Annotated in this window: 18 protein-coding genes and 1 tRNA gene; 9 read left to right on the top strand and 10 right to left on the bottom strand. The window is 59.0% G+C overall.

Features of this window, described 5'->3' with window-relative positions:
- Positions 1 to 39: 39 nt before the first annotated feature.
- On the top strand, positions 40 to 2,052 hold the full coding sequence (locus IU367_RS08740) for a methyl-accepting chemotaxis protein (RefSeq protein WP_274454051.1): 2,013 nt from the start codon (positions 40 to 42) through the stop codon (positions 2,050 to 2,052).
- Between the two features lie 84 nt (positions 2,053 to 2,136).
- Here IU367_RS08740 and IU367_RS08735 read toward each other — a convergent pair whose 3' ends face one another.
- Complete coding sequence (locus tag IU367_RS08735; protein ID WP_274454049.1) at positions 2,137 to 3,021, bottom strand: 6-pyruvoyl trahydropterin synthase family protein; 885 nt, start codon at positions 3,019 to 3,021, stop codon at positions 2,137 to 2,139.
- Between the two features lie 79 nt (positions 3,022 to 3,100).
- Here IU367_RS08735 and IU367_RS08730 point away from each other — a divergent pair, with 79 nt between their 5' ends.
- From IU367_RS08730 to IU367_RS08715, 4 genes are all read left to right on the top strand, one after another.
- Positions 3,101 to 4,444, top strand: a complete 1,344-nt coding sequence (locus IU367_RS08730; protein WP_005314854.1) for a dihydroorotase — start codon at positions 3,101 to 3,103, stop codon at positions 4,442 to 4,444.
- A 238-nt stretch (positions 4,445 to 4,682) separates the two neighbouring features.
- Positions 4,683 to 4,759, top strand: a tRNA-Pro gene (locus IU367_RS08725).
- 25 nt (positions 4,760 to 4,784) lie between these two features.
- Positions 4,785 to 5,369, top strand: a complete 585-nt coding sequence (locus tag IU367_RS08720; protein ID WP_274454048.1) for a CC0125/CC1285 family lipoprotein — start codon at positions 4,785 to 4,787, stop codon at positions 5,367 to 5,369.
- A gap of 205 nt (positions 5,370 to 5,574) precedes the next feature.
- A complete protein-coding gene (locus IU367_RS08715) occupies positions 5,575 to 6,834 on the top strand; it encodes a dicarboxylate/amino acid:cation symporter (protein ID WP_043141217.1) in 1,260 nt (419 codons plus the stop codon).
- A gap of 79 nt (positions 6,835 to 6,913) precedes the next feature.
- Here IU367_RS08715 and IU367_RS08710 read toward each other — a convergent pair whose 3' ends face one another.
- Positions 6,914 to 7,354, bottom strand: a complete 441-nt coding sequence (locus IU367_RS08710; RefSeq protein ID WP_274454047.1) for a methyltransferase family protein — start codon at positions 7,352 to 7,354, stop codon at positions 6,914 to 6,916.
- A 192-nt stretch (positions 7,355 to 7,546) separates the two neighbouring features.
- Here IU367_RS08710 and alr point away from each other — a divergent pair, with 192 nt between their 5' ends.
- Positions 7,547 to 8,773 (top strand): alanine racemase, encoded by a 1,227-nt coding sequence (gene alr, locus IU367_RS08705; protein WP_043141219.1) that lies wholly within the window; start codon positions 7,547 to 7,549, stop codon positions 8,771 to 8,773.
- Positions 8,774 to 8,974: 201 nt separating this feature from the next.
- Here the strand turns inward: alr and IU367_RS08700 are convergent, their stop codons facing one another.
- The 8 genes from IU367_RS08700 to IU367_RS08665 all read right to left on the bottom strand — a co-directional run bounded on the left by IU367_RS08700 (position 8,975) and on the right by IU367_RS08665 (position 16,824).
- Positions 8,975 to 9,919, bottom strand: coding sequence for a TerC family protein (locus IU367_RS08700; protein WP_043141221.1), 945 nt, complete (start codon positions 9,917 to 9,919; stop codon positions 8,975 to 8,977).
- Positions 9,920 to 10,220: 301 nt separating this feature from the next.
- Positions 10,221 to 11,216: a murein tripeptide/oligopeptide ABC transporter ATP binding protein OppF gene (oppF, locus tag IU367_RS08695; protein ID WP_043141223.1), complete on the bottom strand. Its 996-nt coding sequence runs from the start codon at positions 11,214 to 11,216 to the stop codon at positions 10,221 to 10,223.
- Entirely contained in the window at positions 11,217 to 11,330 is a 114-nt protein-coding gene (locus IU367_RS08690; protein WP_098983810.1) for an oligopeptide transporter ATP-binding component, read from the bottom strand.
- Positions 11,327 to 12,313 (bottom strand): ABC transporter ATP-binding protein, encoded by a 987-nt coding sequence (oppD, locus tag IU367_RS08685; protein ID WP_098983809.1) that lies wholly within the window; start codon positions 12,311 to 12,313, stop codon positions 11,327 to 11,329. Before oppD ends, IU367_RS08690 begins: the two co-directional genes overlap by 4 nt.
- Positions 12,314 to 12,345: 32 nt before the next feature.
- Entirely contained in the window at positions 12,346 to 13,257 is a 912-nt protein-coding gene (gene oppC, locus IU367_RS08680) for an oligopeptide ABC transporter permease OppC (protein WP_274454045.1), read from the bottom strand.
- A 14-nt stretch (positions 13,258 to 13,271) separates the two neighbouring features.
- Entirely contained in the window at positions 13,272 to 14,192 is a 921-nt protein-coding gene (oppB, locus tag IU367_RS08675) for an oligopeptide ABC transporter permease OppB (protein ID WP_043141229.1), read from the bottom strand.
- A gap of 96 nt (positions 14,193 to 14,288) precedes the next feature.
- Entirely contained in the window at positions 14,289 to 15,908 is a 1,620-nt protein-coding gene (locus IU367_RS08670; protein ID WP_043141297.1) for an ABC transporter substrate-binding protein, read from the bottom strand.
- A gap of 280 nt (positions 15,909 to 16,188) precedes the next feature.
- Positions 16,189 to 16,824 (bottom strand): YchE family NAAT transporter, encoded by a 636-nt coding sequence (locus IU367_RS08665; protein ID WP_005314822.1) that lies wholly within the window; start codon positions 16,822 to 16,824, stop codon positions 16,189 to 16,191.
- A gap of 268 nt (positions 16,825 to 17,092) precedes the next feature.
- Between IU367_RS08665 and IU367_RS08660 the strand changes: the two genes are divergently transcribed.
- The 3 genes from IU367_RS08660 to IU367_RS08650 all read left to right on the top strand — a co-directional run bounded on the left by IU367_RS08660 (position 17,093) and on the right by IU367_RS08650 (position 22,042).
- The gene (locus IU367_RS08660) at positions 17,093 to 17,725 is read left to right on the top strand and encodes a 2OG-Fe dioxygenase family protein (protein ID WP_241326104.1); all 633 of its coding nucleotides are present in this window, start codon (positions 17,093 to 17,095) and stop codon (positions 17,723 to 17,725) included.
- A 295-nt stretch (positions 17,726 to 18,020) separates the two neighbouring features.
- Positions 18,021 to 20,696: a bifunctional acetaldehyde-CoA/alcohol dehydrogenase gene (gene adhE, locus IU367_RS08655; RefSeq protein ID WP_043141234.1), complete on the top strand. Its 2,676-nt coding sequence runs from the start codon at positions 18,021 to 18,023 to the stop codon at positions 20,694 to 20,696.
- Between the two features lie 110 nt (positions 20,697 to 20,806).
- Complete coding sequence (locus IU367_RS08650) at positions 20,807 to 22,042, top strand: HD-GYP domain-containing protein (RefSeq protein ID WP_043141236.1); 1,236 nt, start codon at positions 20,807 to 20,809, stop codon at positions 22,040 to 22,042.
- Positions 22,043 to 22,078: the final 36 nt, after the last annotated feature.

Below are 22,078 nucleotides of genomic sequence, written 5' to 3'. Positions count from 1 at the left end.
ATTCAGGCAAGGGACTTTTGCATATACAGCGGGACAATAATGAAACAAACAATGTCAGACCTCTCCATCTTGCAGAGGGTCTATTTAGGCTTTGCCATTCTGGTGGCCGTGATGGCGGCCACCTCGGTACTCACCTTTCGCAGCCAGAGCGAGCTCAATCAGGCGCTGGATCAGGTCACCCGGCAATCCATGCCGCTGGTGATCGCCAGCAGTCAGACCCAAATCAGCCTGCTCAGCGCCAACAAGTGGCTCACCGACGTGCTGACCGAGCAGGATCCCAAGCAGATCCCGGCCGAGGTGGCCGAGCTGCAACAGGCCAAGGCCCAGGTCGACAAGACGCTCGCCACCCTCAGCCGGCAGGCGGCGGCACACCCTGAGCTGCAGGGGGAGATGGCGGCACTGAGCAAGCTGGTCGGCGACTATCTGCAGCTGACCGGCACCCTGCCCACCGAACATCAGGCCCTGCTCACCCGCTTGCACAAGGTGAACCAGGCCAAGGGGCAGTTCCAGGTCAGTCTGCCCCAGTTCAAGAAAAACCTCGGCGACATGATGGTCACCATAGACGACAGCTTCATCAAGATGCTGTCCGAGACCCTGACCACCAAGCTCTCCGCCATCGAGCTCTCCACCATGGATGCGCTCAACCAGAGCATACCCGCTCCCATCGAGGGGGCGCTCAAGCGCAACAAGATGCAGATCGAGGGGTTCAACAGCACCATCAAGGATCTGCAGGGGGAGCTCAAGAACTTCGACAATGACATGGGTCACTACGTGCACGGCTTCGTGCGCGACACGACCGCCAGCGAGGGGGTGCTCTCCCAGTACCTGGCACTGATGCAGCAACAGGAGCAAATGCGCGAGCAGAGCAAGCAGGCCAGCAAGCTCATCGTCAGCATCCAGAGCAAGCTCGAGGGGATCACCGACCAGAGCCAGCAGTTGATGAACGCCAGCATACGCGCCTCCGGCAAGGTGCAGGCCCAGAGCACGCTCACCCAGGGGATCAGCATCGCCATCGCCATCCTGGTGGCCATTCTGGTGGCCTACACCCTGGGCAAGGCCATTCGCCGCCCGCTCAAGGAGCTGCTGCGGGTGCTGACCGAGGTGACCCAGGGCGACATGACCCAACGCATCGGTTTTCGCAGCAAGAACGAGTTTGGCCAGCTCGGCAGCCAGATCAACCTGCTGATCCAGCAGATGGGGGACGTGCTGACCCAGCTCTCCCAGGCCTCGACCCAGCTCAACGATGCCGCCCACGACAACCGTCACACCACGGAATCGGTGCGGGCGGATCTGGAGAAACAGCGTCAGGAAACCGCCTCGGTCGCCGCCGCCATGACCCAGATGGAAGCCTCGGTGCGTGAAGTGGCCCAGGCGGCCAACCAGACCCTGGAGCGGGTGCAGGACGTGGAGAAAGCCTCCGAGACCGGCCGCAAGGTGATGGCGGGCAACATCACCACCACCCATCAGCTGGCGGGCAAGTTGCAGCAGACCGGCAAGGTGATCGGCGATGTCAGTGCCATGAGCAACCAGATAGGCAACATACTCGACGTCATTCGCGGCATCGCCGAGCAGACCAACCTGCTGGCGCTCAACGCCGCCATCGAGGCGGCCCGGGCCGGCGAGCAGGGCCGCGGCTTTGCGGTGGTGGCCGACGAGGTGCGCAGCCTGGCGGGGCGCACCGCCCAGTCCACCAGCGAGATCCAGACCATGATCGAGAACCTGCAGCAGGGGGTCGCCAAGGCGGTGACAGTGATGCAGGAGTGCTCCCGCGAGATGGACAGCTGCGTGGATCAGAGCTCCCACGCCAACAACGCCATGGAGGAGGTACAGGGGATAGTGGTGCTGATCAGCGACATGTCGAGCCAGATAGCCTCCGCCGCCGAGCAGCAGCAGGCCACCAGCGCCGACATAGCCACCAACCTCAACCGCATCTCGGATATCTCGGATCTCAACTATCAGGGCATAGCCCGGGTGGCCGAGACCAGCCAGCAGCTCGACTCCCTGGCCGAGCAGCAGGAGAGCCTGGTCAAGCGCTTCCGGCTCAGCGCCTGATGAGGTCGTCTGTTTTTCCATTGCCCTGACACGACAAGGCCCCGCAGATGCGGGGCCTTGCTTATTCTGGCAAGAATCGCGGGATCAGGCGTAGGCGATGGCGCCCTTGCCCACCCCTTCATAGGCCACGATTTTCACGAACTTGTCGCCCACCTGCTTCTTCACATCGCGGGCTATATAACAGGCCAGCAGCTCTATGGTGGTGTCGGTATCGATCATCTCCACCTCTCCCGCCGGCATGGCCAGCTGGAACAACCCCTGGGGCGCCACGTACTTGAAGCCGAGATACTGCTCGCCGGCATCCTTCAGGGTCGCCTCGGCCAGCTCGCTCAGGGAGAGTTCGCCAAGGGCCACCTTGTCCTCTTCGGTACCGAGGTAGATGTCGGCCCAGCGCTCGGCCCAGTTCAGCTCCAGCTCAGCGTCGCGCTCACCGTCCAGGTGGATCTCGATGGGAGAGCGATGGCCGTGGGCGATGCGCTGGCAGTTGCCATCGTGCTTTTTCAGGCCGTGGCTGTAGTGGTAGAAGGCGCCATCGATCTGCTCCTGGCGCAGGGTCAGCGACAGATCCTTGATGTTGCCGGGCAGCCGCCGGGCCAGCACAGCCAGCAGATAGCGGGTGACGGACTCCTTGTCGATCTGGGGCGCCGGGATGAAGGCAAAGCCCTGAGTGGGGCAACGCAGGTGAATGGAGCGACCCGGGCGCAGCAGATCCACAGTGCTCTCCTCCCCCTCCAGCTGGGCCACATGGACCAAGGCGCACTCGGCCGGCACCAGCAGCTTGTGATCCACCTCTTCATCGATGATCGACTTGATCAGTTTTTTCACCCGACCAAAGTCCAGCAGCATGCTCATCTCGTTGAGCTCGCCGCTCATCTCGACATCCACCAGCCAGCTCTCCCCCACCATGCCACGGCGTTCACACAGGTAGCTGGAATCGATCACGGTCAAATCTCTTACAAATAACTTCATCAGTCAGGCCTTGCTACAGAGAAAGTGCAGTTTGCGATATTATGACCCGCGATCACTGACAAAGGAACCGGACTCCCCCATGAACAAATTGCTAATCAAGAATGCCACCCTGGTCAATGAAGGCCGCATCTATGCCTCGGATGTATTGATTGAAGGGGAACGGATCGCCCGGATCGCCCCTCACATAGAGGCGCCCGATGCCGTGGTGATAGATGCAGCAGGTCGTCACCTCATCCCGGGAATGATCGACGATCAGGTCCATTTCCGGGAACCGGGCCTGACCCACAAGGGGACCATCGCCAGTGAATCCCGGGCCGCCGTGGCAGGAGGCACCACCAGCTTCATGGAAATGCCCAACGTCAATCCCCAGACCACCACCCTCGATGCCCTCGAAGCCAAATACCAGATAGCCGCCAACTCCTCCGCCGCCAACTACAGCTTCTATCTCGGCGCCACCAACGACAACCTCGACGAGATCAAGCGCCTCGATCCCAAGCAGTCCTGCGGGGTCAAGGTGTTCATGGGCTCCTCCACCGGCAACATGCTGGTGGACAACCAGGAGACTCTGGCGGCGATTTTCCGCGAGAGCCCGGTGATGATAGTGACCCACTGCGAGGACACCCCCTCCATCAAGGTGCTGGAAGACGAGGCCCGCGCCAAGTGGGGCGAGGATGTGCCGATGCGCGAGCACGGCCGCATTCGCAATGACGAGGCCTGCTACAAGTCCTCCAGCATGGCGGTGGGTCTGGCGAAAAAGTACGGTGCCAAGCTGCACGTGCTGCACCTCACCTCCGCCAAGGAGCTGTCGCTGTTTACCGCCAGCCATGATCTCAGCGAGCTGAAAGACAAGAACATCACCGCCGAGGTATGCGTCCACCACCTCTTCTTCAACGAGGCGGATTACGACACCCTGGGCAGCCAGATCAAGTGCAACCCGGCGGTGAAGACAGCCGCCGACCAGCACGCCCTGCTGGATGCGGTACGCAACGACGTGCTGGACATCATAGCCACAGACCACGCCCCCCACACCTGGGAGGAGAAGCAGAACAGCTACTTCAAGGCGCCGTCCGGCATCCCGCTGGTGCAGCACTCCATGCTGGCCCTGCTGGAGCTCTACCACAACGGCGTGTTTTCGCTGGAAACCATCGTCAAGAAAACCTCCCACGCGGTGGCCGAGCGCTTCCAGGTGCAGGATCGCGGCTACATTCGCGAGGGTTACTTCGCGGATCTGGTGCTGCTGGATCTGGGCAAGCCCTATGTGGTCAACGACAGCAACCTGCTCTACCTGTGCGGCTGGTCACCCTTCAACGGCTACCGCTTCCACAGCACTGTGGAGATGACCCTGGTCAACGGCCAGATCGCCTGGCAAAACGGTCAGGTCACCGATCAGGTGCTGGGCAAGCGGCTGACCTTCAACCGCTGATCGCTTCATCGCCGATGCAAACGGCCGCCTCCGGGCGGCCGTTTGCATGGTGGGTTGAACAGTAGGTTGAAAAAGGCCCCTGACATGGGCCCTCGATAGCCTGATTTAGCCGCTTTGGTGGTACTTTGAGCACCAATTGCTCGTAAAGCAGGCAAACAGTCTCAGAGTGGGATTTCCCCTGTTGACAGGGTCGGGTCATCTCCATAAACTCAGCCCCCGTCAGCCGAGCTGACTCCGTCGGTGTGTAGCGCAGCCAGGTAGCGCATCTGCATGGGGTGTAGAGGGTCGGAGGTTCGAATCCTCTCACACCGACCAAATTCCCCGAGAAAGGCCTTGTCAGATGACAAGGCCTTTTCTTTTTGGCGCGGCGCGGCACAACGCTGCCCGCATTGTGTCGCCGATCGGTTTGTGCTGTAGTGATGCCGTGTTTTGCCAACCGGTGTTCGAGATGCCCCCTCTCCGCGTCTTTTGCCATCGTCTGCTGTTGCTCGGCCTCGGCGCGGCCCTGCTGCTCGGCTGCGCCACCCCCTATCACAGCAAGCCATCGTTCTGGAACGGCCAGACCGGCTTCTCCCAGACCCGGCTTGCGCCCGACAAATGGCAGCTGGAATTTATTGGCAACGATCTGGTGAGCCGGGAAACCGCCCGCAAGTATGTGCTGAAACGGGCGGGCGAAGTGGCGCAAGCCGAAGGTTATCAGTGGCTTGAGGTCAATGAATTGACCCTGCAGCGGGATGCGGTCAGGGTGACCCTAAGCCGCCCCCTGTTCGGGTTCGATGACGACGAGCCAGATCCCTTTCTGGATCAACGCACCGTGGAGCACCGCATCTCGGCATTGCTCATATTTACCCTCACCCGCAGCGCAAAAAACGACCGAACCATGAAAGCTGATTATCTTGCAAAGATTAAAATAAACGGCGATTAATATAGGTTAAATGCAAGATCCATATCACATACAACTAATGACAACATAAAATTCTGCTACAAGGCTCTGGATTTACCCCCCCGGATTAGGCATGCTGCCAGCACACCGGCTGTCAGGAATCTACGGCCCGGATCACAAAAACGGACTGAAGTGGCACCCCTGCCACCCTAAACGCTTTGCACTTATCAAAACTGGGACCCCCCCCATGAAAATGAATAAATTGACGGCTGCCATCCTCATCGCGATGCTGGTTGGCATCCTGACTGGTCAGGGCTATCGCATGTTTGCCCCGGATCAGGCCGCTGGCTTTGCCAGTGACATCACCATACTGACCGACATCTTCCTGCGCCTGATCAAGATGATCATCGCTCCCCTTGTCTTTACCACCCTGGTGGTCGGCATCGCCAAAATGGGCGATACCCGCACCGTGGGCCGCATCGGTGCCAAGACCCTGGGCTGGTTCATGCTGGCCTCCCTGCTCTCCCTGACCCTGGGTCTGGTGATGGTCACCCTGATGCAACCGGGCGTGGGGCTATCCCTCTCCCTGCCGGATGATGCCGCCAGTTCCGGCGTGGTCGCCGGTGCCATCTCCCTCAAGGACTTCGTCACCCACGCCATCCCGAAAAGCGTGGTTGAGGCCATGGCCACCAACGAGATCCTGCAGATAGTGGTGTTCTCCCTCTTCTTCGGGCTGGCCGCCGCCGCGCTGGGCGATGCCGCCAAACCCGTGGTCAAGCTGATGGCAAGCGCCGCCGAGATCATGCTGAAGGTGACCGGTTACGTGATGAACTTCGCGCCGTTCGCCGTGTTCGGTGCCATCGCCGCCATGGTAGCCAAGGAAGGGCTCGGCATACTCGCCACCTACGGCACCTTCATGGCCCAGTTCTATCTGGCCCTGGCCTGCCTCTGGCTGCTGCTCATCGCCATGGGCAGCCTGTTCATTCGCCGCCGCGTGCTGACCCTGTTGGCCATGATCCGCGAGCCCATACTGCTGGCCTTCTCCACCGCCAGCTCCGAGGCCGCCTATCCCAAGACCCTGGATCGGCTGGAGAAGTTCGGCTGTGACAAGCGCATCGCCAGCTTCGTGCTGCCCATGGGCTACTCCTTCAACCTGGACGGCTCCATGATGTACTGCACCTTCGCGGTCATGTTCATCGCCCAGGCCTATGGCATAGAGCTCTCCCTGGCCCAGCAGATCACCATGCTGCTGTTGCTCATGGTCACCTCCAAGGGGATGGCCGGCGTGCCGCGCGCCTCTCTGGTGGTCATAGCCGCCACCCTGAACCAGTTCCATATTCCGGAAGCCGGCATCCTGCTGCTGCTCGGCATAGACCACTTCCTCGACATGGGTCGCTCCGCCACCAACGTGCTGGGCAACGCCATCGCCGCCAGCGTGGTGGCCAAGACCGAAGACAGCCTGGGTGAAACCGAGCCGCTGGGTGAGGCAGATACCGCCAAGGCGTGATTTATCCCGCCAGCAAGATACAAAACGGCCCGCAGATGCGGGCCATTTTTTTGGCTTGTGCCTGCCCCTTAGGGCGAGTTCAGCACCAGCGGCGTACCCGCCGGCAGTACTCTGCATACGCCTCGCCGAAACGGGCTCGCAGCGCCCGCTCTTCCGGCACGATTTGGAAGCGATCGAGCCAGCCCCACAGCAGCAACGGGCCAAGCCAGACGCCCGATCCCCCCAGATAGCAGGCCAGCGCCATCATCCAGCAGACCAGCCCCAGGTACATGGGGTTGCGGCTGATGTGGTAGAGCCCGCCCGTCACCAGCGCACTGGCCTGCTCGGGCCGCATCGGACTGACGGTGGTGCCCTGGCGGCGAAAACGCAGCAGGGCGCCAAACCCGAACACTCCTCCCAGCAGCACCAGCAACAGCGCCGGGACGGGCCACCCCTCCCCGGTTCCGCCCCACGCCACCATGCCCAGCGCCACTATACCGAACAACAGCACGGGCGGCACACGACACTCTAGATCTATCATCTATTGACTCCCATGACAGGTGCCACAATCGACACCTTGCGATACACTTCCCGACGGGAATAATGCCGCAGGAAATTGACAAAGTTCATAACAATAACAATGCCTTGGCTACACTCTATCCCATCTGCATGGCAAAGGCCGAGATCGGGTCGTCATGCACCTCAACCCCAACAATAAAAAAGGAACCACCCCATGCACAAGAAGACACTGCTGGCCACCTTGATCCTGGGCCTGCTGGCCGGTCAGGCCGTCGCGGCCCCTTACCTGCCGCTGGCCAGCGATCATCGCAACGGCGAAGTGCAAACCGCCAGCAATGCCTGGCTGGAAGTTGATCTCGGCGCCTTCGAGCACAACATCCAGACCCTCAAGGATCGCCTCGGTGACAAGGGCCCGCAGATCTGCGCCATCATGAAGGCGGACGCCTATGGTCATGGCATCGACCTGCTGGTGCCCTCAGTGGTCAAGGCCAACATCCCCTGCATCGGCATCGCCAGCAACGAAGAGGCCCGCGTGGCCCGCGAGAAGGGCTTCACCGGCCGCCTGATGCGGGTGCGCTCTGCCACCCCGGACGAAGTCGAACAGGCCCTGCCCTACAAGATGGAAGAGCTGATCGGCAGCCTGGTGAGCGCCCAGGGCATAGCCGACATCGCCCAGCGTCACCATACCAATATCCCAGTGCACATAGGTCTCAACTCCGCCGGCATGAGCCGCAACGGCATCGACCTGCGTCTGGCGGACTCCAAGGCCGATGCGCTGGCCATGCTCAAGCTCAAGGGGATCACCCCGGTCGGCATCATGACCCACTTCCCGGTGGAAGAGAAAGAGGACGTCAAGCTGGGGCTGGCCCAGTTCAAGCTGGACTCCCAGTGGCTGATCGAGGCGGGCAAGCTGGATCGCAGCAAGCTCACCATCCACGCGGCCAACTCCTTCGCCACCCTGGAAGTGCCGGACGCCTACTTCGACATGGTGCGCCCGGGCGGCCTGCTCTACGGCGACTCCATCCCCTCCTACACCGAATACAAGCGGGTCATGGCGTTCAAGACCCAGGTCGCCTCCGTCAACCACTACCCGGCCGGCAATACCGTCGGTTATGACCGCACCTTCACCCTCAAGCGCGACTCCTGGCTCGCCAACCTGCCGCTGGGTTACTCCGACGGCTACCGCCGTGCGCTCAGCAACAAGGCCTATGTGCTGATCCAGGGTCAGAAGGTGCCCGTGGTCGGCAAGACCTCCATGAACACCATCATGGTGGACGTGACCGATCTGAAAGGGGTGAAACCCGGTGACGAGGTGGTGCTGTTCGGCCGCCAGGGTGAGGCCGAGGTGAAGCAGGCGGATCTGGAGGAGTACAACGGCGCCCTGCTGGCGGACATGTACACCATCTGGGGCTACACCAACCCCAAGAAGATCAAGCGCTAAGCAAATCTCTGCTATGAAAAAGGGCTCCCGCGGGAGCCCTTGTTGTCAGTGCTTTATGGTCTGCCGAGTTCAAGCGGCCTTTTTGCGGGTCACCCAGAGGCTCAGCCCCATGGACGCCAGCAGGATCAGCGCTACCACACCCAGCGCTATGCCACTCAGGGGGCTCTTGAACAGACCCCGCCGAGATTATTTACAGCGCCTTCAAACGGCCTTTTTGCGGGTCACCCAGAGGCTCAGCCCCATGGACGCCAGCAGGATCAGCGCTACAACGCCCAATGCAATGCCGGTCGGGATCTTGAACACATCCAGCAACAGCATCTTGACCCCGATGAACATCAGGATCAGCGCCAAGCCGTATTTCAGCAGGGCGAAACGCTCGGCCACCCCCGCCAGCAGGAAGTACATGGCGCGCAGACCCATGATGGCGAAGATGTTGGAGGTCAGTACGATGAAGGGATCCGTGGTCACCGCGAAGATGGCTGGGATACTGTCCACCGCGAAGATGAGATCGCTCACCTCCACCAGCACCAGAATGAGCAGCAGCGGGGTGGCATAGCGCACACCGTCACGCCAGACGAAGAACTTCTCCCCTTCCAGCGTCTCCGTCACCTTGAAGCGACGACGCATCCAGCCCAGCAGCGGGTTGTTGGCCAGATCCGGCTCCTTGTCGGCCGCCCACAGCATCTTGACCCCGGTCAGCAGCAGGAAGGCGCCGAACAGGTAGAGGATCCAGTGGAACTGCTCGATGAGCCAGCTGCCCGCGAACACCATGCCGGCCCGCATGACGATGGCACCCAGCACCCCGTACAGCAGCACCCGGCGCTGCAGCTCGGCCGGAATGGCAAAGTAGCCGAACAGCATCAGCCAGACGAAGACGTTGTCCACCGCCAGCGCCTTCTCGATGAGGTAGCCGGTGAGGAACTCCAGCCCCTTCTGGTTGGCGATCTCGCGCCCGGCGCTGTGATCCAGCCAGAACCAGATGGCCAGGTTGAAGAGCAGGGCCACGCTGATCCAGATAAGGGACCAGATGCCCGCCTCTTTGAGGGACACCTTGTGCGCCTTGCCACCCCCGACAAAACGGATATCAATCCATAACAGGACCAGCACTATGCTGAAGAAACCGGTCCACATCCACCATTCACCCATTTCACTTCTCCCAAAAACGACAAAACCCACGACCGAGAGGCGTGGGTTTGCGTTTGGAGCAGATACACCTTGCCTCTCGGCAAGGTCTCACTTACAGCTGATTTGCATCAACTGCCCGGCTGCCGGGTGCACTGCAGGATATGGGTGCACCGTAATGACGACAAACCAGCGAGAAGTTACTCCCCTTGTTGGGCGGATAGTAACAGTGGCCAAAGATAACGCCAAGAGACATCTTCACCTCTGGCCCAAATTAATCGGGGCACCACCAGGGTGCCCCGCAAACGCATTCAACAAACCGGCATCAAAGCGGATCGGCCTTGAGGCAGGAGACCGCATGGTCGAAGTTGCCCTCAAGCATGGGGCGGGTCTTGGCGCACTCGGGGCCTGCCACCGGGCAGCGGGTGCGAAACACGCAGCCGGACGGCGGGTTCATCGGCGATGGCAAGTCCCCTTCCAGGATCTGGATGACCTTGCTGCGCTCCAGATCCGGATCCGGAATGGGCACGGCCGACATCAGCGCCTTGGTATAGGGGTGCAGAGGGTTTGCGAAGATCTCCTTGCGCGTGCCCAGCTCCACCGCGTTGCCCAGATACATCACCAGCACCCGATCCGAGATGTGCTTGACCACGGACAAGTCGTGGGCGATGAAGATGAGCGACAGCCCCATCTCCTTCTGGATAGCCTTGAGCAGGTTCACCACCTGAGCCTGGATGGAGACATCCAGCGCCGAGACAGGCTCGTCACAGATGATCATCTTGGGCTCCAGGATCAGCGCCCGGGCGATGCCGATACGCTGGCACTGGCCGCCGGAGAACTCGTGCGGGTAGCGGTTTACCAGGTTGGGCAAGAGGCCCACCTTGGTCATCATGGTGCGCACCTTCTCCTTCACCTGCTCTTTGGAGAGGTTCGGATAGAAGGTGATGAGCGGCTCGGCGATGATGTCGCCTATGGTCATGCGCGGATTCAGAGAGGCCAGCGGATCCTGGAAGATCATCTGGATCTCCTTGCGTTTCTCCCGCAGCGCCTTCTGGTCGAGCTTGGTCAGATCGTTGCCAAGCCACACCACCTTGCCGTCTGTGGCAGGCACCAGGCCTATCAGGGCACGGGCGAAGGTGGATTTGCCACAGCCGGACTCGCCCACCACCCCCAGGGTTTCCCCTTCATACAGGCGCAGGGTCACACCGTCTACCGCCTTCAACGCCGAGGGCTTGGCCCAGGGCCAGGCCCTGTCACTCTTGATGCTGAAGTGGACCTTGAGGTCGGACACTTCCAGCAGCAGTTTCTTGTCAGTACCCATTTAATTCGCCCCCTTGATCATGGCATCCGATACCCAATGGCAAGCCCGCTCACGGCCGTCATTGAACGGCGTCAGGAGCATGGAGGATTGCTGGCCGCATATAACAGCATTCATACGCTCACCTCCTTGGCATTGATGGCATCAGATACCCAATGACAGGCCCGCTCACGGCCATCGTTGAACGGCGTCAGAACAGGTGACTGCTGGCCGCAAATCTCGTGTACCCGATGGCAGCGCTCCTGGAAGGGGCAGCCGGTGGGCAGACGCAGCAGGTTGGGCGGATTGCCCGGAATGGTGGGCAGCTCTTCCCCTTCGGTGTCGAGGCGGGGAATGGCGCGCAGCAAGCCTTCGGTATAGGGATGACTCGGGCGATAGAAGATGTCGTTCACCCGACCATACTCCATGGTCCGACCGGCGTACATCACCAGCACCTTGTCACAGATGCCAGCCACCACGCCCAAGTCGTGGGTGATCATGATGATGGAGGTGTTGAACTCGCGCTTGAGCTCGTTCATCAGCGTCATGATCTGGGCCTGCACAGTCACGTCCAGCGCCGTGGTCGGCTCATCGGCGATCAGCAGCTGTGGCCGGCACAAGAGGGCCATGGCGATCATCACCCGCTGGCGCATGCCACCGGAGAACTCGTGGGGGTACATGTTCATCCGCTTGCGTGACTCGGGGATCTTGACCGCATCCAGCATGCGCACCGACTCTTCGAACGCCTCGGCCTTGCTCACTCCCTTGTGCAGCATCAGCACTTCCATCAGCTGATCCTTCACCTTCATGTAGGGGTTCAGCGAGGTCATGGGGTCCTGGAAGATCATGGCGATCTTCTCGGAGCGGATCTTGTTGAGCTTGTGCTCCGGCAGATTCAGGATCTCGTCGCCCTGAAACTTGGCCGAGCCCGTGATGATGCCGTTCTTGGCCAGCAGCCCCATGATGGCAAAGGCCGTCTGGGACTTGCCGGAGCCGGACTCGCCGACGATCCCCAGGGTCTCGCCAGCAGCGAGAGAGAAGTTGAGGTCGTTGACCGCCACCACATTGCCGTCCGGAGTCTTGAACTCGACCCGCAGATCTTTTACATCCAGTAATTTCATAAAAACTCCTTATCGATCCTTAGCCGCTCTTGTTATCGATCCTTCGGATCGAGTGCGTCACGCAGACCATCCCCGAGGAAGTTGAAGCAAAACAGGGTCACCACCATGAAACCGGCGGGGAACAAGAGTTGCCAGATGGCTACTTCCATCGACTTGGAGCCTTCATCCAGCAGGGCACCCCAGCTGGTCATGGGTTCCTGGACGCCGAGGCCCAGAAAACTCAGGAAGGATTCAAACATGATCATGCCCGGCACCAGCAAGGTGGCGTAGACGGCCACGATACCGAGCACGTTCGGTACTATGTGACGGGTGATGATCTTCCACTTGGAGACGCCACAGACGTGGGCCGCCTCGATAAACTCCTTGCTCTTGAGGCTCAGGGTCTGGCCTCGCACGATCCGCGCCATGTCGAGCCAGCTCACCGCACCGATGGCGATGAAGATGAGCGCCAGATTGCGGCCGAAGAAGGTCACCAGCATGATCACGAAGAACATGAAGGGGAAGGCGTTGAGGATCTCCAGCACGCGCATCATCAGGCTGTCGATCCGCCCGCCGATGAAGCCGGAGGCTGCGCCGTAGAGGGTACCTATGACCACGGCCACCATGGCGCCCATGATGCCGACCATCAGCGAGATGCGGCCCCCCAGCAGGGTGCGCACGAACAGATCGCGCCCCAGACTGTCGGTGCCGAACCAGTGGCCGGTTTCCATGTCAGGGGCCGATTGCATGGCGCCCCAGTCCGGATCGTCGAAGGTGTATTGGGACAAGTGCGGCCCCACTATCACCGCCAGACCGATAATGGTCAGTATGATGAGGCTGGTCAGCGCCGCCTTGTTGCGCAGGAAACGGCGACGGGCATCCTTCCACAGGGAGCGTCCTTCCACCACTTCCACTTGCTGTGCGAACGCCGCTATGGCTTCGCGTTTCTCAGTTGTGACAACCATGATGTACTCCCGACTTAGTAACGGATCTTGGGATCGATAAAGGCATAGAGAATATCGACCACGGCGTTAAAGGTGATGGTGAGGGCGCCGACCAGAATGGTCAGCCCGAGCACCATGGAGTAATCACGGTTGAGGGCACCGTTGACGAACAGCTGGCCTATCCCCGGCAGACCGAAGATGGTCTCTATCACCACGGATCCCGTAATGATGCCGACGAAGGCCGGGCCCAGATAGGAGACCACCGGCAGCATGGCCGGGCGCAGCGCGTGCTTGAGAATGATGTGACGCAGCGGCAGGCCCTTGGCGCGGGCGGTACGGATGAAGTTGGAGTTCATGGTCTCGATCATGCTGCCGCGCATGATGCGCGAGATGGCGGAGATGTAGTACATCATCATGCCGAATACCGGCAGTACCATGAATTGCACCCCGCCCCCCTGCCAGCCACCAGCCGGGAACCAGCCCAGATAGATGCTGAAGAAGAGCACCAGCAAGGGTGCCAGCACGAAGCCTGGGATCACCACCCCGGCCATGGCCGACGACATCAAGAGATAGTCGATGAGGGTGTTCTGTTTCAAGGCCGCTATGGTGCCAAAGGTCACCCCCAGCAAGACGGCAAAGACGAAAGCCGCGCTCCCGATCTTGGCGGAAACAGGCAACGCCTGGCTCACCAGATCATTGACGCTGAAGTCCTTGTATTTGAAGGAAGGCCCCAGATCGCCCTGCACCAGGTTGCCAAGATAGGTGAGGTATTGCACGCCGATGGGCTTGTCCAGGCCGTACTTGGCCTCGATGTTGGCCAACACTTCCGGCGGCAGGGAACGTTCGCTGGTGAAGGGGTTACCCGGTGCGAAACGCATCATGAAGAAGGAGACGGTGATCAAGACCAGCAGAGTCGGGATCGCTTCCAGTAGACGTTTAAGAATGAATTTCAACATAGACAATTCCTGTCCTGTACTGCTTCCAAAGGGTCGCGGTTGTAATAAAGGCCCGCCGTCCGGCGGGCCTGCTTGTTATGCGACTTGTTATTTTACTCAGTGAGCAATGATATACATGTCTTTGCTGTAGAGGTTGTCCAGCGGGTTGGCCGGGTAGCCGCCCACGTAGGACTTGACCATGCGGGAGGTCACGTACTGATAGATGGGGGCAATCGGCATGTCCTTGGCCAGGATCTCTTCGGCCTGGACATAGAGCTTGTTGCGGGAGGCTTCATCCACCTGATCGCGAGACTCTGTCATCAGCTTGTCAAACACCGGGTTGGAGTACTTGCCGTCGTTGTTGCCGTGAGTGGTCTGCATCAGATCCAGCATGGAAGAGGCTTCGTTGTAGTCGGCGATCCAGCCGGCACGGCCCACGTCAAACTGACCCTGCTTCTTGGTTTCCAGGTAGGTTTTCCACTCCTGGTTCACCAGGCTCACCTGCACGCCCAGCTTCTTCCACATGGAGGCGACGGCGACCGCCACCTTCTTGTGGTTGTCGTCGGTGTTGTAGAGCAGCTCGAATTTCAGCGGCTTGCTGGCATCGAAACCGGCCTCTTCCAACAGGGCTTTGGCCTTGGTGTCACGCTCCGCCTGGGTCATCTTGGACCACTCGGGGGCCACCGGCTTGAAACCGTCCACGAAGTCAGGCACGAGCGTGTAGCCCGGGGTCTCACCCTTGCCCATCACCTTCTCGGCGATCACGTTGCGGTCGATGGCGTAGGAGAGTGCGGTCCGCACGCGCACGTCATCAAACGGCTTCTTCTTGAAGTTGTACTGGTAGTAGTAGGTACCGACGTAACCACTCACCTTCAGCTCATCGGGCTTCTCTTTCTTCATCTGCTTGAAGCGTTCGATGGGCATGTTGTAGGTGAGATCCACTTCGCCCGCCAGATAACGGTTCAGCTCGGCGTTGGTGGACTGGATCGGCAGGTAGGTGACGGTATTGATCACCGTCTTGGCGTTGTTCCAGTAGTTGGGGTTGCGCTCGATGTCGACGCGCTCGTTCACCACCCAGTCTTTCAGCTGATAGGCACCGTTGGATACCATGTTGCCGGGCTGGGTCCACTTGTCACCAAACTTCTCTACCACTTTCTTGGGCACAGGGTAGGTGGTGGTGTGGGAGAGCATGCTGACGAAGTAAGGGATCGCTTTTTCCAGCTGCACTTCGAAGGTGTAGTCGTCGACCGCCTTCACACCCAGGGTGTCAGACGGCTTCTTGCCGGCGATGATTTCGCTGGCATTGACTATGGTCGGGATCTCCAGATACCAGGAGTAGGGCGACGCAGTCTTGGGATCCACGGCCCGCTTGAAGGCGAACTCGAAATCGTGGGCTGTCACGGGATCCCCGTTGGACCACTTGGCATCTTTGCGCAGGTGGAACACGAAGTGTTTGTTGTCCTTGGTTTCCCAGGACTCGGCCACGGCAGGGAGCACTTCCCCCTTGGGACCTGAACTCACGAGACCTTCGAACAGGTCACGCAGAATATTGGATTCAACCGTTCCTTCGGTTTTGTGGGGATCGAGCGTTGCCGGCTCGGAGCCATTGCCTTTCACCAACTGCTGAACATCAGCCAGCTTGGTGCCTGCGGGAACATCAGCGGCTTGCGCCACATTGACACCGCCAAACAGAGCTGCCACCAAGAGGGTATTAATCATTGTTTTTTTATGAGTCATTTCCATACTCCAACAAGAACATTCCATGCATTTGTCCATCAACGAGATAAGTACCCCGCTGCCAGCATAATTCCCTGACATTTCTGATAATGCAATAGATATTGTCAGGCGAGGCTGGGCTTCATGGTTAAAAAAACAGCTTTTAGCCAATTATTCAGCATTTAAATATAGCGTTGCGGACGTTTTTTATACAAACCCGCTCGATTCTAGGAAATGACCAACAAAAAAGAAACAATAAAAAGCCGGTCACGAGGACCGGCTCCGACAAAACAGACCTGAATCACATCAATCCGGGGAAAACCCCCTTGATCCCCGCCACCATGATCTCGATGCCGAGCGACATCATGATGAGACCCATGATCCGGGTGACCACGTTGATGCCGGTATTGCCCATCAGCTTGAACAGCAAGGGGGCGGCGCGGAAGATGAGCCAGGAGCAGAAGGCAAACACCATCACCACCAGCGACATGCCCAGCATCTGGGACCAGGTGCTCTGGCTGGCGTAGACAATAGAAGAAGAGATGGCTCCCGGGCCTGCCATCAGCGGCAGTGCCAGCGGCACCACAGCGACAGATTCCCGCGCGGCCAGTTCCCCTTTCTCCTGCTTGTTATGCTTCACCTCCCCCAGCTTGCCCTGCAGCATGGACCAGGCGATCAGGGTGATGAGCGAGCCGCCGGCGATGCGAAACGACGCCAGCGAGATGCCAAAACCGTCCAGGATCAGCTGCCCCATGTACATGGAGACCAGCAGGATGATCATCACCGCAATATTGGCAGTGGTGTTGGTTTTCATCCGCTCTTCCGGCGTTTGATGGCCGGTCAGACTGACAAAAACCGGCAGCAATCCCAACGGATTGATGATCGCGAACAAACCGATGAAAAACTTCAGATATAAAGAGACGTCAATTGCTGCCATAGGCGCCATCCAGAAGTAAGCAAGGCCACACGGGCCACCCCGATAAACCGAGCGTAAATTTACACCATGCCCTCAACCTTCACCAATCAAATAATCTCACCCTTTCCGTGGCTTTTCAGTTAGTTCCTCTAATGTATCGCCAAAATTCAACACATTGATTTGTTAATAAACATTGTCGCAATTTAACACTCTGGTAAAATCACTTCGAGTTTTATGCGGCCACGGAGTTTGGGCGCAACATTTCCTCTCAGCAAACAAGGATTTTGTAATGATTGATACGGACATCAAACTGCAATGGCACCTGGATTCGCTGCCAGCAGGCACGGTCGACCCCCTGCTCGGCTTTTTTGACCGGCTGCCGCTCGATCCCTACATCCAGGGCACCTTTCGGGAGCGTCGCTATGGCCGCGTCGAGAAAGAGGGTTCACGCTTCTTCCCTCTCGACAATGGCGTCTTCTTTCAGGCCGCCGCCATCAACAAGTTCCTCGGGGATGTGCCCAGAACCTATGCCGAGCTGGACCCCGCCTTCGTCGCCCACCCCGCCTTCCAGCTGATGCTGACCCGCTTTGCCCGCCATATCCGGTTGGCGGATGGCAAGGCGATCGGCATTCACCAGATGCGGATCACCACGGGCCAGGGCGAGAGCGTGCCCCCCGCACCGGAAGGCGTCCATCAGGATGGTTTTGACTTCATCGGCGTGTTCTTTTGCGGCAGCGAGGGCGTCAGTGGCGGCGCACTTCAGCTCTATCATGGATTAAAAGAACAACCATTTTTTCAACAAGAATTAAACGCTGGTGGGTATCTGATCCTGGATGATCGTCGTTTCTATCACAATGCGGCCCCCATACTGCCCCTGGCCCCGACCCGGGGACACTGGGACGTGATAGTGCTAACTGCTTGAAAAATGGTGCGTGGCGCCCTGTTCACGCACCATTCAGCCCGCTTTTGCTCCACTCTACATTCGTGTAACATCCGGAAAACATGTATTGTGAAACAAAATTTCTTTTGTTCTTTTGTTACACATGATCCAGATCAAGTTTTTCTGAGTCAGCCCCGCTCTATAATCGACTCAGAAAGCAATTTAGTAAGGCATGTAAATACCCCCTTGTAGTGATTCTCGCCTTGACAGGGCGACTATAATTGCCGGGCATTGCCAAACTCTTACTAAACAGTTTTCAAATCATCAGGAGATAAACATGGCAGTAACCAATTTGGCTGAACTGGATGCACTGGTCGCCCGCGTCAAAGAAGCACAGCGTGAATTCGCCAGCTTCTCGCAAGAGCAGGTAGACAAGGTTTTCCGTGCCGCAGCCCTGGCCGCCAGCAATGCCCGTATCCCCCTGGCCCAGATGGCCGTGGAAGAGTCAGGCATGGGTATCATCGAAGACAAGGTTATCAAGAACCACTTCGCCTCCGAATACATCTACAACGCATATAAAGATGAGAAGACCTGCGGCGTCCTGAGCCAGGATGACGAGATGGGCACCATGATCATCGCCGAGCCGGTTGGTATCATTTGCGGTATCGTTCCGACCACCAACCCGACCGCTACCGCGATCTTCAAATCGTTGATCTCCCTGAAGACCCGCAACGCCATCATCTTCTCCCCGCACCCCCGCGCCAAGAACTCCACCAATACCGCTGCCAAGCTGGTACTGGATGCAGCCGTTGCCGCCGGTGCACCGAAAGACATCATCGGCTGGATCGATCAACCGTCCGTTGAGCTGTCCAACGCGCTGATGAAGCACAACGACATCAACCTGATCCTGGCCACAGGTGGCCCGGGCATGGTGAAAGCCGCTTACTCTTCCGGCAAGCCTGCTATCGGTGTAGGTGCCGGTAACGTGCCTATCGTCATCGACGAAACCGCCGATGTGAAACGTGCCGTTGCCTCCATTCTGATGTCCAAGACCTTCGACAACGGTGTGGTCTGTGCTTCCGAGCAAGCCGTCATCGTCGTTGACGCCATCTACAACCAGGTGAAAGAGCGTTTCTCCAACCACGATGGCTACATCCTGTCCAAAGATGAAGCGGACAAGGTACGTAAAGTGCTGCTGATCAACGGCGCGCTGAACGCAGATATCGTTGGCCAGCCGGCCACCAAGATCGCCGCCATGGCTGGCGTGACTGTGCCTGCCACCACCAAGATCCTCATCGGTGAAGGCCTGGAACTGTGCGCTGAAGATGAATTCGCTCACGAGAAGCTCTCTCCGACGCTGGGTATGTTCCGCGCCAAGAACTTCGAAGAAGCCGTCGAGATGGCCTGCACCATGGTCAACATCGGTGGTATCGGTCACACCTCTGGTCTGTACACCGACCAGGATCGCAACCAGGACCGTATCAGATACTTCGGCGACAAGATGAAGACCGCCCGTATCCTGATCAACACCCCCTCCACCCAGGGTGGTATCGGTGACCTGTACAACTTCGCTCTTGCTCCTTCCCTGACCCTGGGTTGCGGCTCCTGGAGTGGTAACTCCATCTCCGAGAACGTCGGTCCCAAGCACCTGATCAACAAGAAGACAGTCGCAAAACGGGCAGAAAATATGCTGTGGCACAAACTTCCGAAATCCATCTATTTCCGTCGTGGCTCCCTGCCAATCGCCCTGGGCGACCTGGAAGGTAAAAAGCGTGCAATGGTCGTCACCGACCGCTTCCTGTTCAACAACGGCTATGCCGACGACGTGGTTCGTCTGCTCAAGAAGCTGAACATGGAAGTGGAAGTATTCTACGAAGTAGAAGCTGACCCGACTCTGTCCATCGTCCGCAAGGGCGCCGAGATGGCGAACTCCTTCAAGCCTGATGTCATCATCGCGCTGGGTGGTGGTTCACCCATGGATGCGGCCAAGATCATGTGGGTCATGTACGAGCACCCGGATACTGCGTTCGAAGACCTGGCCATGCGCTTCATGGACATCCGCAAGCGTATCTACAAGTTCCCGAAAATGGGTGTGAAGGCCGAACTGGTCTGTATCACCACCACGTCCGGTACCGGTTCTGAAGTCACCCCGTTTGCGGTCGTGACCGACGACGCCACCGGCATGAAGTACCCGCTGGCCGACTACGAGCTGACCCCGAACATGGCCATCGTCGATGCCAACCTGGTCATGAACATGCCCAAGTCCCTGTGCGCCTTCGGTGGTGTGGATGCGGTCACTCACGCCATGGAAGCCTACGTTTCCGTACTGGCCAACGAGTACTCCGACGGTCAGGCGCTGCAAGCCCTGAAACTGCTGAAAGAGTACCTGCCGTCCAGCTACCAGAACGGTGCCAACGACCCGGTTGCTCGTGAGAAAGTACACAACGCGGCCACCATCGCCGGTATCGCGTTCGCCAACGCCTTCCTGGGTGTGTGCCACTCCATGGCGCACAAACTGGGTGCTGAATTCCACATTCCGCACGGTCTGGCCAACGCCCTGCTGATCAGCAACGTGATCCGCTACAACGCCAACGACAACCCGACCAAGCAGACTGCGTTCTCCCAGTACGACCGTCCGCAAGCTCGCCGTCGCTATGCCGAAGTGGCTGACCACCTGGGCCTGAGCGCTGCCGGTGACCGTACCGCAGCCAAGATCGAGAAGCTGCTGACCTGGCTGGACGAGCTGAAAGCCACTCTGGGCATCCCGGCCTCCATCCGTGAAGCCGGCGTGAACGAAGCCGACTTCCTGGCCAAGGTTGACCAGCTGGCGCTGGAAGCCTTCGATGACCAGTGCACCGGTGCCAACCCGCGCTACCCGCTGATCACCGAGCTCAAAGCCATACTGATGGACACCTACTACGGCCGCCCCTTTACCGAGGAAGCCCGAGTAGCAACCAAGGTGGAAGCCAAGGTTGAGACCAAGGTGGACAACAAGAAAAAATCCAAGGCCTGATAATCGGACTTGAAGTAGAGAGCCCGCGCACATGCGCGGGCTTTTTTGTTTGTCTATCTCTCTAATTTTGCTAGCTTGTTGGTAGGCATTCATGAAATGCGAGTTAGCACATGGCGCTGATACAAGCCTCGATAGAGCAGTTACGGATCGGCCACTACATCCATCTCCCCACGGGATGGACCAGTCACCCTTTTATGTTCAATGCCTTCAAGATCAAGGATCAGCAGCAACTCGACATCATTCGCCATCTCGACCTCAATCTGTTGATGGTGGATCCGGACAAGAGCGACCTGCCCATAGAGCCCATCTTGCGCGGCGATATTCCCTCCGCCGGCCCCGATCTGTCGATCATCGACGAGGTCATAGACACGGGCCCGCCCCCCTTTGACGAGAAAGCCTTCCGCCGCTCCCTGCGCGCCGCCGACAAGGCCTTTGGTCAATCCATGTCCGAGCTGCGCGATGCGCTGGGGGCCCTCAACCTCAAACCTGACGAGGGGCTGGCCAACACGGCGCAGATAGTGCGCAACGCCGCCGCCCGCATCAGTGAACACGAGGGGCCGCTCGGCCTGCATCTTATTCGCAGCCCGCACACCGACATCCTGCTGCAGCACAGCCTGAACGTGGCCTTCATCGCCATGCTGATGGCCCGGGAACTCGGCATGAACCCCATCGAGATCGAGGAGACGGGACTGGCGGGCCTGGTACACGATATCGGAGAGCTGAAGATCCCGAGCCAGATCACCCAGAAACGGGGGGATCTCAACAAGTCAGAGCAGAACTTTCTCAAAATGCATCCCCAGTACGGGCTGGAGATGCTGACCCAGTTGCAGGCATTTGAGCCCAAGATCCGCCAGGTGGCCCATCTGCACCACGAGCGGCTCGATGGCAGCGGCTTTCCCCTCGGTATCAAGGGTGGCGAGATCCCGCCACTGGCACGGATCATCGGACTGGTGGACTACTATGACGAGCTGCTGCATCCGCGCAGCAGCGCCACCCCGGCGGCACCTAGCCAGGCCATCAGCCAGCTCTACAAGCTGTCCCAGAAGAAGTTCGATCAGGATCTGGTCAAGCTGCTGATAAAGGTCCTGGGTGTCTATCCCCCCGGTTCCCTGGTGCAGCTCTCCGACGACTCAGTGGCGCTGGTGCTCTCCACCGAGCCCACCATGCCCCTCAAACCCAAGGTGCTGCCCTACATCAAGGCACAGCGACCGGAAGGGGTGGCCATGCTGGATCTGCGGGAGGATGAGCGCACCATCAAGTCATTTATCAAGCAAGAAGACCTGGATGAGGGACAACGGCTGTTTTTCAACCTGACCCGGCGCTTCTGTTACTATTTTGCCTTCTGAGTTATCCCCAGAAGCTGGGGATAACTCATTGGACAA

The sequence above is a fragment of the Aeromonas bestiarum genome (genome assembly GCF_028751155.1).
GTDB lineage: Bacteria > Pseudomonadota > Gammaproteobacteria > Enterobacterales > Aeromonadaceae > Aeromonas > Aeromonas bestiarum.
This window is presented reverse-complemented; position numbering and strand designations above follow the sequence as displayed.

Bases quoted from the DNA above. Each gene is read 5' to 3' on its own strand.
- IU367_RS08740 (WP_274454051.1), top strand. From the start codon at position 40: ATGAAACAAACAATGTCAGACCTCTCCATCTTGCAGAGGGTCTATTTA.
- IU367_RS08735 (WP_274454049.1), bottom strand. From the start codon at position 3,021: ATGAAGTTATTTGTAAGAGATTTGACCGTGATCGATTCCAGCTACCTG.
- IU367_RS08730 (WP_005314854.1), top strand. From the start codon at position 3,101: ATGAACAAATTGCTAATCAAGAATGCCACCCTGGTCAATGAAGGCCGC.
- IU367_RS08720 (WP_274454048.1), top strand. From the start codon at position 4,785: ATGACAAGGCCTTTTCTTTTTGGCGCGGCGCGGCACAACGCTGCCCGC.
- IU367_RS08715 (WP_043141217.1), top strand. From the start codon at position 5,575: ATGAAAATGAATAAATTGACGGCTGCCATCCTCATCGCGATGCTGGTT.
- IU367_RS08710 (WP_274454047.1), bottom strand. From the start codon at position 7,354: ATGATAGATCTAGAGTGTCGTGTGCCGCCCGTGCTGTTGTTCGGTATA.
- alr (WP_043141219.1), top strand. From the start codon at position 7,547: ATGCACAAGAAGACACTGCTGGCCACCTTGATCCTGGGCCTGCTGGCC.
- IU367_RS08700 (WP_043141221.1), bottom strand. From the start codon at position 9,919: ATGGGTGAATGGTGGATGTGGACCGGTTTCTTCAGCATAGTGCTGGTC.
- oppF (WP_043141223.1), bottom strand. From the start codon at position 11,216: ATGGGTACTGACAAGAAACTGCTGCTGGAAGTGTCCGACCTCAAGGTC.
- IU367_RS08690 (WP_098983810.1), bottom strand. From the start codon at position 11,330: ATGAATGCTGTTATATGCGGCCAGCAATCCTCCATGCTCCTGACGCCG.
- oppD (WP_098983809.1), bottom strand. From the start codon at position 12,313: ATGAAATTACTGGATGTAAAAGATCTGCGGGTCGAGTTCAAGACTCCG.
- oppC (WP_274454045.1), bottom strand. From the start codon at position 13,257: ATGGTTGTCACAACTGAGAAACGCGAAGCCATAGCGGCGTTCGCACAG.
- oppB (WP_043141229.1), bottom strand. From the start codon at position 14,192: ATGTTGAAATTCATTCTTAAACGTCTACTGGAAGCGATCCCGACTCTG.
- IU367_RS08670 (WP_043141297.1), bottom strand. From the start codon at position 15,908: ATGACTCATAAAAAAACAATGATTAATACCCTCTTGGTGGCAGCTCTG.
- IU367_RS08665 (WP_005314822.1), bottom strand. From the start codon at position 16,824: ATGGCAGCAATTGACGTCTCTTTATATCTGAAGTTTTTCATCGGTTTG.
- IU367_RS08660 (WP_241326104.1), top strand. From the start codon at position 17,093: ATGATTGATACGGACATCAAACTGCAATGGCACCTGGATTCGCTGCCA.
- adhE (WP_043141234.1), top strand. From the start codon at position 18,021: ATGGCAGTAACCAATTTGGCTGAACTGGATGCACTGGTCGCCCGCGTC.
- IU367_RS08650 (WP_043141236.1), top strand. From the start codon at position 20,807: ATGGCGCTGATACAAGCCTCGATAGAGCAGTTACGGATCGGCCACTAC.